Genomic DNA, 13,281 nt, shown 5'->3' with positions numbered 1-13,281 from the left:
ACCATGAAACGGCATATCTTTCTTCCGCTCCTCACCTATCCGGATGCGACGTCGGAAACCATGATCGCCAATGCCGTTGCGCTTGCGCACCACATGCAGGCGACACTGACAGTCTGTGCGGTGGAGATTACCATTCCCGACGTCTCCAATGCACTGTCGTCGCTGATCATCGATACAGGGAAGATGGCGCGCGACGCCGAAGCGCTGAGTCGCAAGCGCGCCTCGGTCCTGACCCAGCGGGCGGTCGATCAGGCAAAAGGGGCTTTGGTCGATGTCCGCACGCGCGAGATCAGGGTCGAAGAGCCCTTCGTCGTCGAAGCGCTCGCGGAAGCATCCCGCGCTTACGATCTCGTGGTTCTGGAATCGGCCGGCCTGTCACGCCCGGTCGTCGAGGCGGTGCTGTTCGGCTCCGGGAGACCGCTCATGCTTTTTCCCCCGGCACCTTTCGGCGGCCGCATGGACCACGTCGCCATCGCCTGGGACGGCAGCCGCGCGGCGGCGCGGGCGGCTCATGATGCCGCAGCATTCCTGGAGCGTGCCTCAAGGGTTTGCCTGATTTCCGTCATCGATGAGAAGCCGATCAAATACGAGACCGGGGAATACCTGATCGAGAATCTTATGAAGAGCGGCGTCATGGCGGAGGCGGTTCAGGTGCAGGCCCGCGGTGAGCTGGTCGGGGAGGTGCTGCAAAGCAAAGCCTTCGAAGCGCGGGCGGATCTTCTCGTCATGGGCGGCTTCGGTCATTCCCGCCTGCGCGAATTCGTGCTCGGCGGCGCCACCCAGGCGGTGCTGACCAGCATTACCCTGCCGGTCCTGTTGTCGCATTGACGATCTGCCCAGTACCGATCCCAACCCTCAGTCGAGCCTGGCGGTGAAGACGTAGCCGACGCCGCGCACGGCCTTGATGAATTGCGGCTTCTTCGGATCGGTCTCGATCTTGCGGCGCAGCCGGACGATCTGGGCGTCGATCGTCCTGTCGAAGGCTTCGAGGTTTCGTCCCCGAGTCAGATCCATCAAGACGTCGCGGGTGAGAACGCGGCCGGCATGGCGCACGAAGGTCGCCAGCATATCGAATTCGCCGGTCGTCAGTTCGATCTCCGCACCATCGGGATCGAGAAGCTGGCGGCGGCTGAGATTGAGTTTCCAATCCTCGAAGCCGACGATCTCCTCGCTCGCGGCGTCTGCATTGCGCGGCGAAGATTGCCGGCGGCGCAGGATCGACTTCAGGCGGGCATGGACTTCCCGGAGATGGAAAGGCTTGGCGATATAGTCATCGGCGCCGACCTCCAGGCCGACGATCCGGTCGACGACATCGTCGCGCCCCGTCAGCATCATGATCGGGACATCCGAATTGGCGCGGATTTCGCGGGCAAGATCGAGACCGTCCGTGCCGCCGGGAAGGACGAGATCGAGCAGGATGGCATCAAAATTCTGCTGGCGCAGGCGTACCCGCATTTCGGTTCCGTCGGACGCGGAAGAGACCGCGTAACCCTCGCCCTCGAAATAACGTGTCAACATCTGGCGAATGCGCGGATCGTCGTCGACGACGAGAAGATGCGCGTCATACTGGGCTGTTGCCATCATCCATCCGTCAAGCCGTTGCTCGTTACAGATCGTGTCCAATGGCATCGTCTTTAACACGCTCGCCGTCCCGGTGTCACCAGCAGCCGGTCGGTTGTCCTCATCAGGAGCGGGAGAAAAAGATGTGAAAAGGCGAGCGGCTTTTCATGCCCTACTGCTTTGATTGAGATTAGGATTCAGAGCCCTGTCTGAAACCAGCAGAAGGCGGGGTGCCGCCGGCGCTTCGGCGGCCAAGGCGGATGTTTCCCAGGCATGGCGCCACCTGCGGACGTCGTTTGCGGTGATCAGAACCGTATCCCCGTCCATCTCCTCCGATTCGAAGCGGCTTGCCGCAATTTCGCAGAACGTGTCGATGTGCTGAAGAAGGCGCACTTCGGTGGCGCGAGGCGGCGAGGCTATCGACAGCAATGCGCGTCGCGAGACGACGACGGTCTTTTTGTCGGCGCCGAAACGCACCTCGATGCGTCCGGACTTGTCCCTCGCATTCAAGCTTGCTGTCATGACATCATACGGCATTCCATTGCTCCGCTCATAGGCTGGTCGCGGTTGCTTCCAGATTTTCTCCAACGTTACGACCTAAGCCCAAAGACACTTTGACCTCGATCAATGCGATGCCGGTATCTCTGCGTGGCCACGGCGGCGCGTGCCGGTCAGGCAAAGATGGCGACGGGATCGGCACCGAACATCGCGCCGTGACCTCCCGCGAGCAGGAGCCACGCGGTCATGGCCGCAGTCATGAGGACCGCGAGCAGCATCGGCATGTCGATCATCGGCTGCTCTCCTTTGGAATAGGCGGCGAGCGGCCAGATCGAAGTATGTGCCGCCAGATCGGTCCAAGCGCTGCCAAGGCGCCGCTTCGCTCTTTTTTCGATCATCGGAATTGCCGCCAATGCGAATCCGGCAAATCCTCCGAACAACAGCAGGGAGCGCAGATCGCCGTTTGCCGCGATATGGCCGCTCGCCCAGGCGGCAAATCCCCAAAGGACGGGATGTCTGGTAATTTTGGTGACGGAGCCGAGTGCGAGCGACGGGCTCAGCGTGATAGAAAGAGGATTGGCGCTCAAAAGTCCCGCGATGACGAGGAAGATGCCCAGGGGTGCGAGTACGAACGTGACCGCAGCATGCCATGGCCGCAACTCCCACAAGGGCATGTAATCCATTGCGAGCGCCGAGGCGAAAACCCAGATCAGCGCCAGAATGGAAACTGTGGAATAGCCGGCGAAATAGATCGGCCGGCCGACGCGGTGAATGATTCCGGAGCGAATGGCCGGTACGGCCGGGATGGAGTGAAGTGCTACGAAAAGCGCGAAGGCGGCAAGGAATTCGGTCAAGCGCATTCTCCTGGTTCTGCAGGCAATTCCCGATCGGCATCAATCCCGTATGCCGTCGGCGAGATTGAGGAGCTTTTGGGGATCGGTCACCGTCAGCTTCTGGCGGCCACCCTCCACCATTCCCTTCGCTTCCCATGCACTGAGAATTCTCGAGACGGTGTGCAGCGTCGTTCCGGTCATTTCGGCGATGTCCTGGCGCGATATCGGGAAATCGATGCGGATGCCCGTTGCAACCGGCCGGCCAGCCTGTTTGGAAAGCCTGAGGACGGCGTGGGCCACCCGCTTTTCCACTTCCTCCGTCGACATTTCCCGGATGCGCGTGTGCGCTTCCTCCAATCTTTGGCCGATCGTCTGCATCGCGGTCACGGCAAGGCGCGGGTTCTGTTCGACGAACCGCGGCCACATGTCGGTCGGCCAGGCGATGACGAGGCTTTCGGCCGCCGCGACGGCCGTTCCCGGGTAATCTTCCCGGCGGAGCGCCATTGCAAAGCCGAACAGGTCGCCCGGATGAACCATCCGGACGATGATCTGCTGTCCGTCCTGGGTCACTTGCGTGACCTTGAGACGGCCGTGCAGAAGCAGGAAGAACGACTTTGCCCGCGCGCCTTGCTCGAAAACCGCGTCTCCCGGAGCGATGCGCCGCGGCGACGCGTGCTGCAGCATCGAATCGAGATCCGCATCGGTCATTCGCTCGAAGAGCGGCAATGATTTCAAAATCGTCCGGTCAATTTTCATCGTCATCCTGCTCTGCCCTGGGCATTCGTCGCCGGTCCGAACATTTCCGCCATTGCTCTTTGCGCAAAGTCTTTCACGCTTTCCAGAAAACCTGGCCTGCGAATGAGGCGGAAGCCGAGATTGTCGGGCGGGCTGCCGACCGAGCATCCGCCGCCCTTGGGATTTCGCACGAAACTGCTCATCGGGGCGCGGTGTTTGCCTGCGGCTATCAGAATACCGCAATTCCTGGGGTCCGGCTCCGCCGCAGGATCGTTTCGATCGAGATCGACCCGTTTGTTGCAGGTCGAGGTCCACTCCCAGACGTTGCCGGCGAAATCGACCAGTCCGGTTTGACTGATTCCGAACGAGCCCTGCGGCTGCGGTCGCGGGTCGATCGCCGCCGCCCGGCGGGCTTCGCGCTCGTAATCCGCAAGCCAGCGGTTTGCCGGGTTCTTGTCGTTGGGGTCGATTCCGAGAGCATCGTCGGGAAAACGATCGGCCGCGGCATAGGCCAGCTCGAAATCGGTCGGCAGCCGCCATTCGGCGCCGGTGCGCTCCGACAGCCAGGCCGCGTACCGGACCGCATCGTCGTAGCTCACGCCGGTCGCGGGGATTTCCCCCTGCGACGGCGTATCGTATCGCTGTTCGGCCGGCTCACAACGGGCATCGGCCACGCAGCGATTATAATCGCCAAGCGTGGTCTGATACTTCATGATTTCGAGCGCCGTGGTCACTTCCCTATCCAGCTTGGGCGCATCGACAGCCAGGCCGTTGCGGAAATATTCGGTGGCGTCGCGATAAGCGAAGCCATGCGGCGCGATGACGACGGTCTGCGGGGCGGCGACGGCCCCGTCGGGGCCGGCCGTCACGAGCAATCCCGATTGCACTGCGACAGCGACCGAAAGTGCGGCGAGCAGCGCAAGAGGAATTGCGATCGATATGCCTGAAACTGGTTCGATGGCTGCAATGCGGGCCATGGTTTTTCGCAGATAGCGCCCCCAAAAATGAGATTGGTGCGCGGGCCACCCCTGGCCCGCGCACCGCCCCCTCCGCCAGGTCAGCTTGCCGACGGTGCCCTGACCGAGGTCATGAGATCGTTGTCCCATTCGCCGGTCACCTTAAAGTGGGCCGCTGCCCCCAGCTCGAAGGCCTCGATAAGGTTATGGTTCACGTAGGCATAGATGCCTGGCTGAGCGAAGGTGTAGAGGGCGGCCCCTGCCGTGCCGCCGGGAATGAACCAGGTTTCCTGGTCCGTGTCGGGCGGGTTGAGGAATTTGCCGGTTGCCCAGACATATTCGCCATGTCCGCCGATCAGATGCGGCCGGGTGTCCCGGTTGGCCTGCGAATGAACGATCAGGACGGTTTCTCCGACCTTGGCCGTCATCGCATTGTCGCCGGTCAGGGCTCCGACCGCACCGTTGAAGACGATGTGGGTGGGCGTCAGCGTTTTCATCGCGGCCACCGTATCTTCATAGGCCTCTCCGGGGCTGTCGTACGTCTTGAACTTGCCGGTTTCGTCACGCGGCACGTAAAAGTCCTGTTCGCCGATATAGTAGACCTTGTCGTAGACCAGCGGCTTGCCGTTGCCGTCCTTGAGGCCTTCGCGCGGCAGCACCATGATGGCGCCGTTCATGCCCGATGTGACGTGCCACGGAACCATGCCGGGAGGGGCGCAGTGATAGACGAAGACGCCGGCCTTGGTCGCCTTGAAGCGAAGAACGGTGCTCTCGCCCGGATTGACGACCGTCAGCGCCCCGCCGCCCAGCCCGCCAGTGGCGGCATGGAAGTCGATGTTGTGCTGCATCGCGTTGGTGTCGGGATTGATCAGCGTGAGCTCGACATAGTCGTCCTGATGAACCACCATCAAGGGGCCGGGAACCGATCCGTCGAAGGTCATGGCGTTGATCTCGGTGCCCTCCTTGTCCAGGATCATCTTCTTTTCCTGGATAGTGAGCGTGAATTCCTTGATCTTCGGCCCGTCCGCGGTCTTCTGCTCGTGAGCATGAGCGAAGGGCGGCTTGACGAGCTCGACCTTCTCGCGGGGAAGCTTCGATATGTCGACCTTGGCCGGCTTGGCGGTCTTCAGCGCTTCCGCCGCGGCGGCCTCTTCATTGGCGTGGGCCACTGTGTTGGATACGATGATTGGCGTCAGCGCTCCGGCAACAGCAGCACCCGTCAGCATCGTACGCCGGGTCATTTGTAGAGTATTCGTCATTGCTAATCTCCTGTAGTCGAAGACGGGCGGACGCCGCCCTGTCGAAGGGGAGAGTAGAACAAAGCCGACGGAAATCTTTGACGTGGCGCAAACTGGCTGTTTGTGCCGGCGCAAAGTTCAAAAGATCTTCTTTGCGTAATCTCAACGACCGCCGTCTTCCATCCGGGCATTTCTGCATGATCAAAATGGAGATCTTGATCATGCAGACTATAAAGGACGTGGAGACCAAGGCGCCGCGGGGAATGAGCCGTTCCGGAATGGTCCTGTTCTCCTACGGCTTTCGGCCTTTCTTTATGGCCGCGGCATTATGGGCGATCGTCAGCATCGGCCTCTGGACGGCGTTCCTCAACGACGGCGTCGCCGTGGCGAGCGATTACGGCACGCTTTACTGGCACGCTCACGAGATGCTCTTCGGCTTCGCGCCGGCTGTCCTGGCAGGCTTCCTGCTGACCGCAATCCCGAACTGGACCGGCCGCCTTCCCATCTCGGGGCGCCCGCTGGCAGCGCTCTTTGCGGTGTGGTGCACCGGCCGGATCACTATGTTGTTCAGCGGCAGTATCGGTTTGACGGCCGCCGTCGCGATCGACAGCCTCTTTCTCCCGCTCATGCTGGCCTTATCGGCGCGAGAGGTGATTGCGGGAAGGAAATGGAAAGACCTGAAGGTCATCGCCGGGCTGGCGGTCCTGTCGGCGGCCAATGTCTTCTTTCATATCGAGGTGATCGGAGACGGCAATCCGGCGCTTGCCATTCGTCTCGGCCTTGGCGCCTATGTCCTGCTCGTTACGATCGTCGGAGGACGCATTCTGCCGAGCTTTACCAGGAACTGGATCAATCAGCGCGGCCGCACGGATTTTCCAGTCGCCTACAATCGCTTCGATGCGGCGACGATCGTTGCCGGCGCCGTTTCTCTCGCTGCCTGGGCGATTGCGCCCGAATCCGTCGTGACCGGTTTCTCTGCCGCCGTTGCGGCGATCATGAACGGAATACGGCTTTTCCGCTGGCGGGGATGGACGACATGGCCGGAGCCCATCCTCTTCGTGCTTCACATTGCTTATGGTTTCGTACCGATGGGATTTGCCGCCGTCGCCCTCGGGCCGATGGGGCTGCCCCAGGTCGCCGTTCTTCATCTCTTTGCGATCGGCGCAATGTCCATGATGATGCTGGCGGTCATGACGCGGGCAAGCCGAGGTCATACCGGACGGAAATTGAAGTCGAGCCGGGTGACGAACGCATCCTATATCGTGCTTGCCGCCGTTGCCCTGCTTCGGCCCATGGCAGAGCTGATGCCTGCCTTCACGACCCAGATACTGATGGTGTCCGCTCTCGGCTGGACGGTTGCCTTCGGGCTGTTCGCGCTCGAACATGCACCGTTCCTGTGCCGGGACCGCAAACCTCTGGCCGCGCGCAAGCCATGAGGAAGAGCGCCGCCCCGTTTACGGGTGGCGGCGCTCCTATTCACACGTTCGGCAATCGTCCCATCATTTCCGGCGACCAGGCCGGCTCGTAGACCATGTCGACGACGGCAGCCGAAACGCCTTCGATCTCTTCCGCCCGGGCCTTCACCGCTTCGGCGATGAAGGCGGAGGCCGGACAGAAGCGGGTCGTCGTCGTCATTTCTATTCTGACGGCGCCATCATCCGAAACCTCGATGCCGTATATCAGCCCGAGGGCCACGATATCCGTCCCGAGTTCCGGGTCTTCTATCCCGCGCAATGCCGCCAGGATCGTTGGTTTGGAAATCTTATGCGCGGGCATCGGAAACGTTCGCCGGCGTTGCCCTGATCATGATCCTGTAGATCTTGCCGCTGGCATCGAAATCTCCGATCCACTCATGGCCTCGCGCCTTGAGCTCATTGAACAGGAAGACGGGCTCGCGGTTCAGGAGCGCGAACAACACCTCGCCGCTCTCCATCGATTCCAGGCGAGAAAGAATGCGCTCCATCGGTTCGGGCGGGGCGAGATCGGTCAGATCGAGGTTCCAGGTCGGTTCCGGCCAGATCGCCTCCGCTGTTGCGGCTGCCGGCGCGGGATCGCTGTCCGGCTTCCCCTGGGGAACGAAATCGATCTCCCAGTCGTCGTCGGCCAGGCGTTTGGTGAGATGCGAATAGCCGCGCCGCTCCAGCTGGCGGATCAGGGGGATGGGTTCGAATATGGCATGAAGCCGCACGCCCTCGTCGGGGCCGAGCTTTGCGAAAGTATCCATAATGAGCTGGAACGGCATCCCGCCGTCGCGCAGGATCTGTCTGACGTCGAGTTCACGAAGCTGAACCATGGGCGTTACCTCTGTGGTTTGCGGCGCTAAAAAGCGCCGGCGGTTGAAAGGGTGCGCTCTTGGCGGCGGGATCGACATTCGCCAGAGTGCGGGCAAGCGCGAGCTCGATCGTAAGAGCCGCTGTGGAAAAAGTCTGGGCTATCGCGGCAAGATGAAAAGCCGCATCCGATCCGAGCGCGATCGCGGCCGCCGCCGCAATGACGGCGAGGTAAAAGATGCAGAGCCAGGCCGTCGCCCGGCGTCCGTTTATCAGCTCGGCCAGGCGCGGTGTCGGCCGGCGTCCGAGCAGTGGGCCGAAGGCTTCGATCCAGGTGAGGAAAGGAACGATCTTCAGGAGCTGCGACAGGCCGAACCCGGTCAGCCAGCCGAAGACGAACAGGTAGCCTATGGCGGTGAAGACCTCTGGCGCGGCATCCGATGCCAGGGCGATGGCCAACATCGGCACCGAAAGCCCCAGCAGAACGAATGCCGGCAAGGATCCGGCCATGTTGAGCTCGAGGCTCTTCCGGCGCCGCGCGCGGTAGGTCGAAAACAGGTCGGCGAGGTAGGCCGCAACCGGCAGCTGGAAGAGCAGCGATCCGAACAGGAAGAGGCACTGGCCCAGGACGGGTGCAAAGATCGTCGAGGCCGTCGCCGCGGCAAGGGTGCCCGCCGCAAGCAATCCCGTGGCCCGAATGAACGGCGCCCTCTTCATATCGTCGGAAAGCAAGAACATCGGCAGCAGCTTATAGCTGACGCCGATCGCGGCGAAGCTCATCCAGCCGGCGAGGCCGAAACTCGCATGGAACGGCACGGCATTCGCGACGAAGGCGATGATGCCCGTGGCCTCCGTCAGCCCGGAAACCGTGACGGCGAACAGTGCTCCCAACGCCAAGGTCACAACAAGGCATGCCATGCCGATCATGACGAGCGGCGAGGCGGCGTGAGCCGCCCTGCTGCGCCACAGACCGGAAAGCAGCACGAATCCGATCGACAACAGCGATGCCGGCAGCACCGATGATGCTGCGACCATGACCGGGCCTGCCGCCCCGGACCCGGTATCGATCAGATGGAAGCCGAAGAGGAGAAGTCCGAGCCCGGCGACGGAACCCGCAAGGCAGGGCAGGTCGAGCCGCCCGGTCGGCAGGCCGAGACCCGTCATAACCGGGGTAAACTGCAGAAGCGCCCCGATCATGAGGAGGCCGAGCCAACCGATCGTAATGCAATGGACGATAATCAGCGCGTGAGGTTCGGCGACACTCGCCGACGGCGCCCAGGCTCCGGCCGAAAGCAGGCCTTCGGCCAGAAGCAGGAAGAAGAGCGCCGCGCCGAAATATGACATCGTCCAACGCGACAGTGTTGCTCCCACCGGCATCATCGCGCTGCCCCGAACTCAGTGGCTGCCGCAGCAGCAGTCGCAACCGGAATCCTGGCGGGTGATCTGCACGCGCCAGACGTCGGGTCCCTGTTCCAGATATTCCCAGAGGAATTTTCCCGGAAATGCGGTTTCAAGCTGGTAATGCAGGGGCCGGGGCTCATGATCGCTGGTGATCAGCATGGCGTCGCCGGGGGTCAGTGCGCTGAGCGTGCCAAAAATCCGGGGATGCCGCTCGATAGGATGTATCGTCCTGACATCGATGTGGGGAGCTTGGGCGTGGATGGTTTGCGCATCGGTCATCTGGCTGTTTCCTTTTGCCGCGTCTTGCAGACTGGCGGGATCGCGGCTCGTCCCGCGCTAGAACGAGACGGTAAAGGGCTTTGCGGAAAGCGACTTTGACGGCGGACAAATATCCGGATGATTCCCGGCCGAGCGTCCTCATTGATTTGGGACAAGGAAGAATGCGCGGCCGGAGGTCATAAAGCATCCTGATTTTGATAGAGGATGCGACAATGTCCGACAATTTGGTCGCCAAGTACGGCGATGCGCGGCTCCCGCGTTACACGAGCTACCCGACGGCTCCGGCCTTTTCAGCCGCCGTGGGGCCGGATGAATATGCCAGGGGCCTTGCAGACATCGGAAAGGCCGGACCGGTTTCCGTCTATCTCCACGTGCCCTTCTGCCGCTCGATGTGCTGGTATTGCGGCTGCCACACGACCATCACCCGGCAGGACGCCCCCGTGGTCGAATATCTCGACGTGATGAGCCAGGAGATCGAGCTCGTCTCCTTTGCCGCCGGAAACGACGTGCCCGTCAAGAACGTTCATTTCGGCGGCGGCACGCCGACGATCATGAAGCCGCAGGAATTTTCCACCCTGATGGCGAAGCTCAGGAGCGCCTTCGCTTTCGAGGCGGATGCCAGCGTCGCGGTCGAGATCGACCCGCGCACCTTGGCCGCTCCCATGATCGAGGCGCTCGGCGAAAACGGCGTCGATCGCGCGAGCCTCGGCGTCCAGAGCTTCGACCCGATCGTGCAGGCCGCCATCAACCGGATGCAGTCCTTCGAGCAGACAGAGACGGCAGCCGTGGGCCTGCGCTCGGCAGGTGTGACCAGCATCAATTTCGACCTGATATACGGCCTCCCGAAGCAGACGGTCCAATCCTGCGTGGAAACGGTCCGCCTAGCCGCGCAGCTGCGCCCGGAACGTTTCGCCGTTTTCGGCTATGCCCACATACCGGCCTTCAAGAAGCATCAGCGCCTCATCGACGAAGCATCGCTTCCGGATGCGAGACAGCGCAACGAACAGGCCGAAGCCATCGCCCAGGAGCTTGAAAAGGCCGGGTATGTGCGCATCGGGCTCGATCACTTCGCACTGCCGGAGGATGAGCTTGCGGTCGCCGCGCGCGAGGGGACGATGAGGCGGAACTTCCAGGGCTACACCACCGACGACTGCGATAGCCTCATCGGCCTCGGCGCTTCGGCGATCGGGCGTTTGCCGACCGGCTATATGCAGAACCACGTACCGCTGGGTCTCTATGCGGAGCGTGTCGCGTCCGGCGTGCTGCCGACGGCCAAGGGATATCTTCTGACCGAAGAGGACAAGCTTCGGGGCAGAATCATCGAGCGGCTGATGTGCGATTTCGAAGTCGATTTGGGAAGGCTGAGCAGGGAGTTGGGTTTCGACACCGGCTTCCTCGTCGAGCGTAACGAACGTCTCGGCGGACTCGTGGCCGATGGCGTCGTGACGATCCGCGACAACAGGATCGTCGTCTCGCAGGACGCACGCTTCATGGTCCGCGCCGTTGCGGCGGCATTCGACGCCTATTTCGGTTCGCTCGGCCGTACGCACAGCAAGGCCGCCTGACAACAACTCAGGCCGGAGGCGCCGATCGGGCGGCTCCGGCCTATTTACTCACGCCTTTCAGGCGGTCAGGTTCCGATAGATTGCCGGCAGCGCGCCCGGCAGCTTCGCAATATCCGAAATCACGGCAAAACCAGCCCTTCCGAAAATTGCCGGCAAGTAGTCGCCGGCATTGCGGTCCACGGTGACGGCGAAGACGGCCTGGCCGAGCGCGCGGGCTTCGGCGACCGCCTTCCTGCTGTCTTCCAGGGCAAACCGCCCTTCGTAATGATCGACGTCGTTCGGTTTGCCGTCCGTCAGAATGAGGAGCAGCTTTTTCCTTGCGGCGTGTTTGTGCAGCTGTCCCGAAACATGTCTGAGGGCCGCCCCCATTCGCGTGTAATAACCCGGTTTGAGATCGGCGATCCGCTGCGCAGTCACCTGCGAGAACGTCTCGTCGAACTCCTTGACGCTGTCGATACGCACCCAGCTGCGGCGTCTCGACGTGAAGGTGTGAATGGCGAAACTGTCGCCGCAGGCATCCAGGCCGCGCGCAAAGACATCGAGCGCCTGTTTCTCGACGTCGAGGACCCGGCGATTGTCCACCCAGGAGTCCGTCGACAGCGAGACGTCGACGAGGATCGACGTTGCAAGCTCGTGCGAAGCAGGGCGGGCGCATTCATAGATACGGTCGTCCGGCTGCCCGGTCGCAAGCAGGTCGGCGCGCGAGCGTATCACCGCCTCGAGGTCGAGCTCGTCACCATCGAGCTGCGCCTTCCTGATCTCCCTCTTTGACCTCAGCGTCTCGAATTGCCGTCTGACCTTGCGCACGATCGCCTGATCGGCAACGACGGGCACCTGTTGCGCGGCCGGGACGCTGCCGATGAGGACGCGGCAGTAATTCTCCAGATATTCCGCTCTGCGGAAATGCCATTCGGGATAGGTCAATACGCCGTGGATCTGGGAAACGTCCGAGGCCTCCGGGGAGAGATCCAGGTCGAAACGGAATTTCGACTTCGGCCGCTCCCGTGTTTCGCTCAAAGTGATCTCGTCGAGTTCGTCGGCTGCGCCGGCATCGTCCTCCTCGCGATCGTCCGTCGGCCGGTCGACATTGACCATCTCGGCCATGGCGAGGATCTTTTCGAAGCGGTTGAGGATGAAAGGATCGCGCCTGCGGTCGTCGGCATCTTTCTTGCGGACCGCTTGATGCGACGAGCGGGCCGGGCCTGCCTCGCCGCCCTCGGAAGGCAGATCCTCGCGGTCGGATTTTTGAGCCTCCGCGCGTCCGGTGAAGTCCGGCCAGATCGGGACCGGCAGCATCGGCAGATATCCTGCCGGCGCCTTGTCTCCTCTCGGCCTGACAAGATCGGGCAACCGGCTCCCCAAGGGAAATGCCAGGGCAAAGCGCAGATAATCCTCGACCTGCCTTTCGGCCTTGGGCAGCCTGCCGCGGATCCGGCATGCGAGAATGGCCTCGCTCAGGCGCAGATATCGTGGATACATGCCGGGAAAGATGTCGGCCACCCGCGCGGCGTTTTCACGACCTGTTTCGATCCGGGCAATGTCGGAAAGCATGGCGTCGGTCGTTTTGCGGCTCGGAATGGCAGCCACCGCGATATAGGCGGCCAGCCAGAAATAGAGATCCCGGTTCAGCCGTTCGTCATCGAAGATATCGATCGAGGCGGGCAGGTGGATGGCGCTGCCGTCCCAGCTCGGATGATCACTTCTTTCTTCGCCGAGACCGACAACCTGCCGGAAACGCAGCCGATGCGACGAGATCTGCTGGCGTGATTTCTGGATCTGCAGTGTCGGATCGCCGCCAAAGGCGCGGAAGCAGACGGCCAGCTGCGATTTGATGTCGGCCAGGTTGACCGCGTGCTCCGCATGGCGGGGCCAGGAGCGCGTGTCGCCGACAAGGCGATGCCAGGCGCGTCCGACCGTTTCCTCGAGTTCCAGGAATTCGAGCATCT

14 protein-coding genes are annotated in these 13,281 nt (G+C 62.2%); 3 read left to right on the top strand and 11 right to left on the bottom strand.

Annotation, left to right across the window (positions count from 1 at the left end; translation table 11 throughout):
• Positions 1-3 precede the first annotated feature (3 nt).
• A complete protein-coding gene (locus QD408_RS24355; protein WP_414141062.1) occupies positions 4-828 on the top strand; it encodes a universal stress protein in 825 nt (274 codons plus the stop codon).
• 27 nt (positions 829-855) lie between these two features.
• Here QD408_RS24355 and QD408_RS24350 read toward each other — a convergent pair whose 3' ends face one another.
• The 6 genes from QD408_RS24350 to nirK all read right to left on the bottom strand — a co-directional run bounded on the left by QD408_RS24350 (position 856) and on the right by nirK (position 5,841).
• Positions 856-1,581 (bottom strand): response regulator, encoded by a 726-nt coding sequence (locus QD408_RS24350; RefSeq protein WP_088681541.1) that lies wholly within the window; start codon positions 1,579-1,581, stop codon positions 856-858.
• A 144-nt stretch (positions 1,582-1,725) separates the two neighbouring features.
• Positions 1,726-2,097 (bottom strand): hypothetical protein, encoded by a 372-nt coding sequence (locus tag QD408_RS24345; protein ID WP_414141071.1) that lies wholly within the window; start codon positions 2,095-2,097, stop codon positions 1,726-1,728.
• Positions 2,098-2,231: 134 nt separating this feature from the next.
• A complete protein-coding gene (locus QD408_RS24340; protein WP_414141061.1) occupies positions 2,232-2,912 on the bottom strand; it encodes an NnrU family protein in 681 nt (226 codons plus the stop codon).
• A gap of 39 nt (positions 2,913-2,951) precedes the next feature.
• Entirely contained in the window at positions 2,952-3,647 is a 696-nt protein-coding gene (locus QD408_RS24335; RefSeq protein WP_088681544.1) for a Crp/Fnr family transcriptional regulator, read from the bottom strand.
• Positions 3,648-3,649: 2 nt separating this feature from the next.
• Positions 3,650-4,603 (bottom strand): SUMF1/EgtB/PvdO family nonheme iron enzyme, encoded by a 954-nt coding sequence (locus tag QD408_RS24330; RefSeq protein ID WP_414141060.1) that lies wholly within the window; start codon positions 4,601-4,603, stop codon positions 3,650-3,652.
• Between the two features lie 80 nt (positions 4,604-4,683).
• Positions 4,684-5,841: a copper-containing nitrite reductase gene (nirK, locus tag QD408_RS24325; protein ID WP_088681546.1), complete on the bottom strand. Its 1,158-nt coding sequence runs from the start codon at positions 5,839-5,841 to the stop codon at positions 4,684-4,686.
• Positions 5,842-6,041: 200 nt separating this feature from the next.
• On the opposite strand from nirK, the gene QD408_RS24320 reads away from it, so the two are divergent.
• Positions 6,042-7,256 (top strand): NnrS family protein, encoded by a 1,215-nt coding sequence (locus QD408_RS24320; RefSeq protein ID WP_414141059.1) that lies wholly within the window; start codon positions 6,042-6,044, stop codon positions 7,254-7,256.
• Positions 7,257-7,296: 40 nt separating this feature from the next.
• On the opposite strand, the gene QD408_RS24315 is transcribed toward QD408_RS24320, so the two are convergent.
• The 4 genes from QD408_RS24315 to QD408_RS24300 are packed head-to-tail and all read right to left on the bottom strand — an operon-like array spanning position 7,297 to position 9,770.
• A complete protein-coding gene (locus QD408_RS24315; protein ID WP_088681547.1) occupies positions 7,297-7,596 on the bottom strand; it encodes a metal-sulfur cluster assembly factor in 300 nt (99 codons plus the stop codon).
• Positions 7,583-8,113, bottom strand: a complete 531-nt coding sequence (locus QD408_RS24310) for a DUF2249 domain-containing protein (RefSeq protein WP_088681548.1) — start codon at positions 8,111-8,113, stop codon at positions 7,583-7,585. The genes QD408_RS24315 and QD408_RS24310 overlap by 14 nt, the downstream gene beginning before the upstream one ends.
• On the bottom strand, positions 8,097-9,434 hold the full coding sequence (locus QD408_RS24305) for a hypothetical protein (RefSeq protein ID WP_414141058.1): 1,338 nt from the start codon (positions 9,432-9,434) through the stop codon (positions 8,097-8,099). The genes QD408_RS24310 and QD408_RS24305 overlap by 17 nt, the downstream gene beginning before the upstream one ends.
• 51 nt (positions 9,435-9,485) lie before the next feature.
• The gene (locus tag QD408_RS24300; protein WP_088681550.1) at positions 9,486-9,770 is read right to left on the bottom strand and encodes a DUF2249 domain-containing protein; all 285 of its coding nucleotides are present in this window, start codon (positions 9,768-9,770) and stop codon (positions 9,486-9,488) included.
• A 212-nt stretch (positions 9,771-9,982) separates the two neighbouring features.
• Here QD408_RS24300 and hemN point away from each other — a divergent pair, with 212 nt between their 5' ends.
• Positions 9,983-11,335 carry an oxygen-independent coproporphyrinogen III oxidase gene (gene hemN / locus QD408_RS24295; protein WP_414141057.1) on the top strand — a complete coding sequence of 451 codons (1,353 nt, stop codon included), beginning with the start codon at positions 9,983-9,985 and terminating at the stop codon, positions 11,333-11,335.
• 57 nt (positions 11,336-11,392) lie between these two features.
• Here hemN and QD408_RS24290 read toward each other — a convergent pair whose 3' ends face one another.
• Positions 11,393-13,279: a nitric oxide reductase activation protein NorD gene (locus tag QD408_RS24290; RefSeq protein ID WP_414141056.1), complete on the bottom strand. Its 1,887-nt coding sequence runs from the start codon at positions 13,277-13,279 to the stop codon at positions 11,393-11,395.
• Positions 13,280-13,281: the final 2 nt, after the last annotated feature.

Origin of the sequence: Rhizobium sp. BR 249 (assembly GCF_047445895.1) — a bacterium.
GTDB lineage: Bacteria > Pseudomonadota > Alphaproteobacteria > Rhizobiales > Rhizobiaceae > Rhizobium.
This window is presented reverse-complemented; position numbering and strand designations above follow the sequence as displayed.

Excerpts from the sequence above, each read along its gene's own strand:
- QD408_RS24335 (WP_088681544.1), bottom strand. The coding sequence starts at position 3,647 with ATGAAAATTGACCGGACGATTTTGAAATCATTGCCGCTCTTCGAGCGA.
- QD408_RS24290 (WP_414141056.1), bottom strand. The coding sequence starts at position 13,279 with ATGCTCGAATTCCTGGAACTCGAGGAAACGGTCGGACGCGCCTGGCAT.
- hemN (WP_414141057.1), top strand. The coding sequence starts at position 9,983 with ATGTCCGACAATTTGGTCGCCAAGTACGGCGATGCGCGGCTCCCGCGT.
- QD408_RS24300 (WP_088681550.1), bottom strand. The coding sequence starts at position 9,770 with ATGACCGATGCGCAAACCATCCACGCCCAAGCTCCCCACATCGATGTC.
- nirK (WP_088681546.1), bottom strand. The coding sequence starts at position 5,841 with ATGACGAATACTCTACAAATGACCCGGCGTACGATGCTGACGGGTGCT.
- QD408_RS24355 (WP_414141062.1), top strand. The coding sequence starts at position 4 with ATGAAACGGCATATCTTTCTTCCGCTCCTCACCTATCCGGATGCGACG.
- QD408_RS24305 (WP_414141058.1), bottom strand. The coding sequence starts at position 9,434 with ATGTCATATTTCGGCGCGGCGCTCTTCTTCCTGCTTCTGGCCGAAGGC.
- QD408_RS24350 (WP_088681541.1), bottom strand. The coding sequence starts at position 1,581 with ATGGCAACAGCCCAGTATGACGCGCATCTTCTCGTCGTCGACGACGAT.
- QD408_RS24315 (WP_088681547.1), bottom strand. The coding sequence starts at position 7,596 with ATGCCCGCGCATAAGATTTCCAAACCAACGATCCTGGCGGCATTGCGC.
- QD408_RS24345 (WP_414141071.1), bottom strand. The coding sequence starts at position 2,097 with ATGCCGTATGATGTCATGACAGCAAGCTTGAATGCGAGGGACAAGTCC.
- QD408_RS24320 (WP_414141059.1), top strand. The coding sequence starts at position 6,042 with ATGCAGACTATAAAGGACGTGGAGACCAAGGCGCCGCGGGGAATGAGC.
- QD408_RS24310 (WP_088681548.1), bottom strand. The coding sequence starts at position 8,113 with ATGGTTCAGCTTCGTGAACTCGACGTCAGACAGATCCTGCGCGACGGC.
- QD408_RS24330 (WP_414141060.1), bottom strand. The coding sequence starts at position 4,603 with ATGGCCCGCATTGCAGCCATCGAACCAGTTTCAGGCATATCGATCGCA.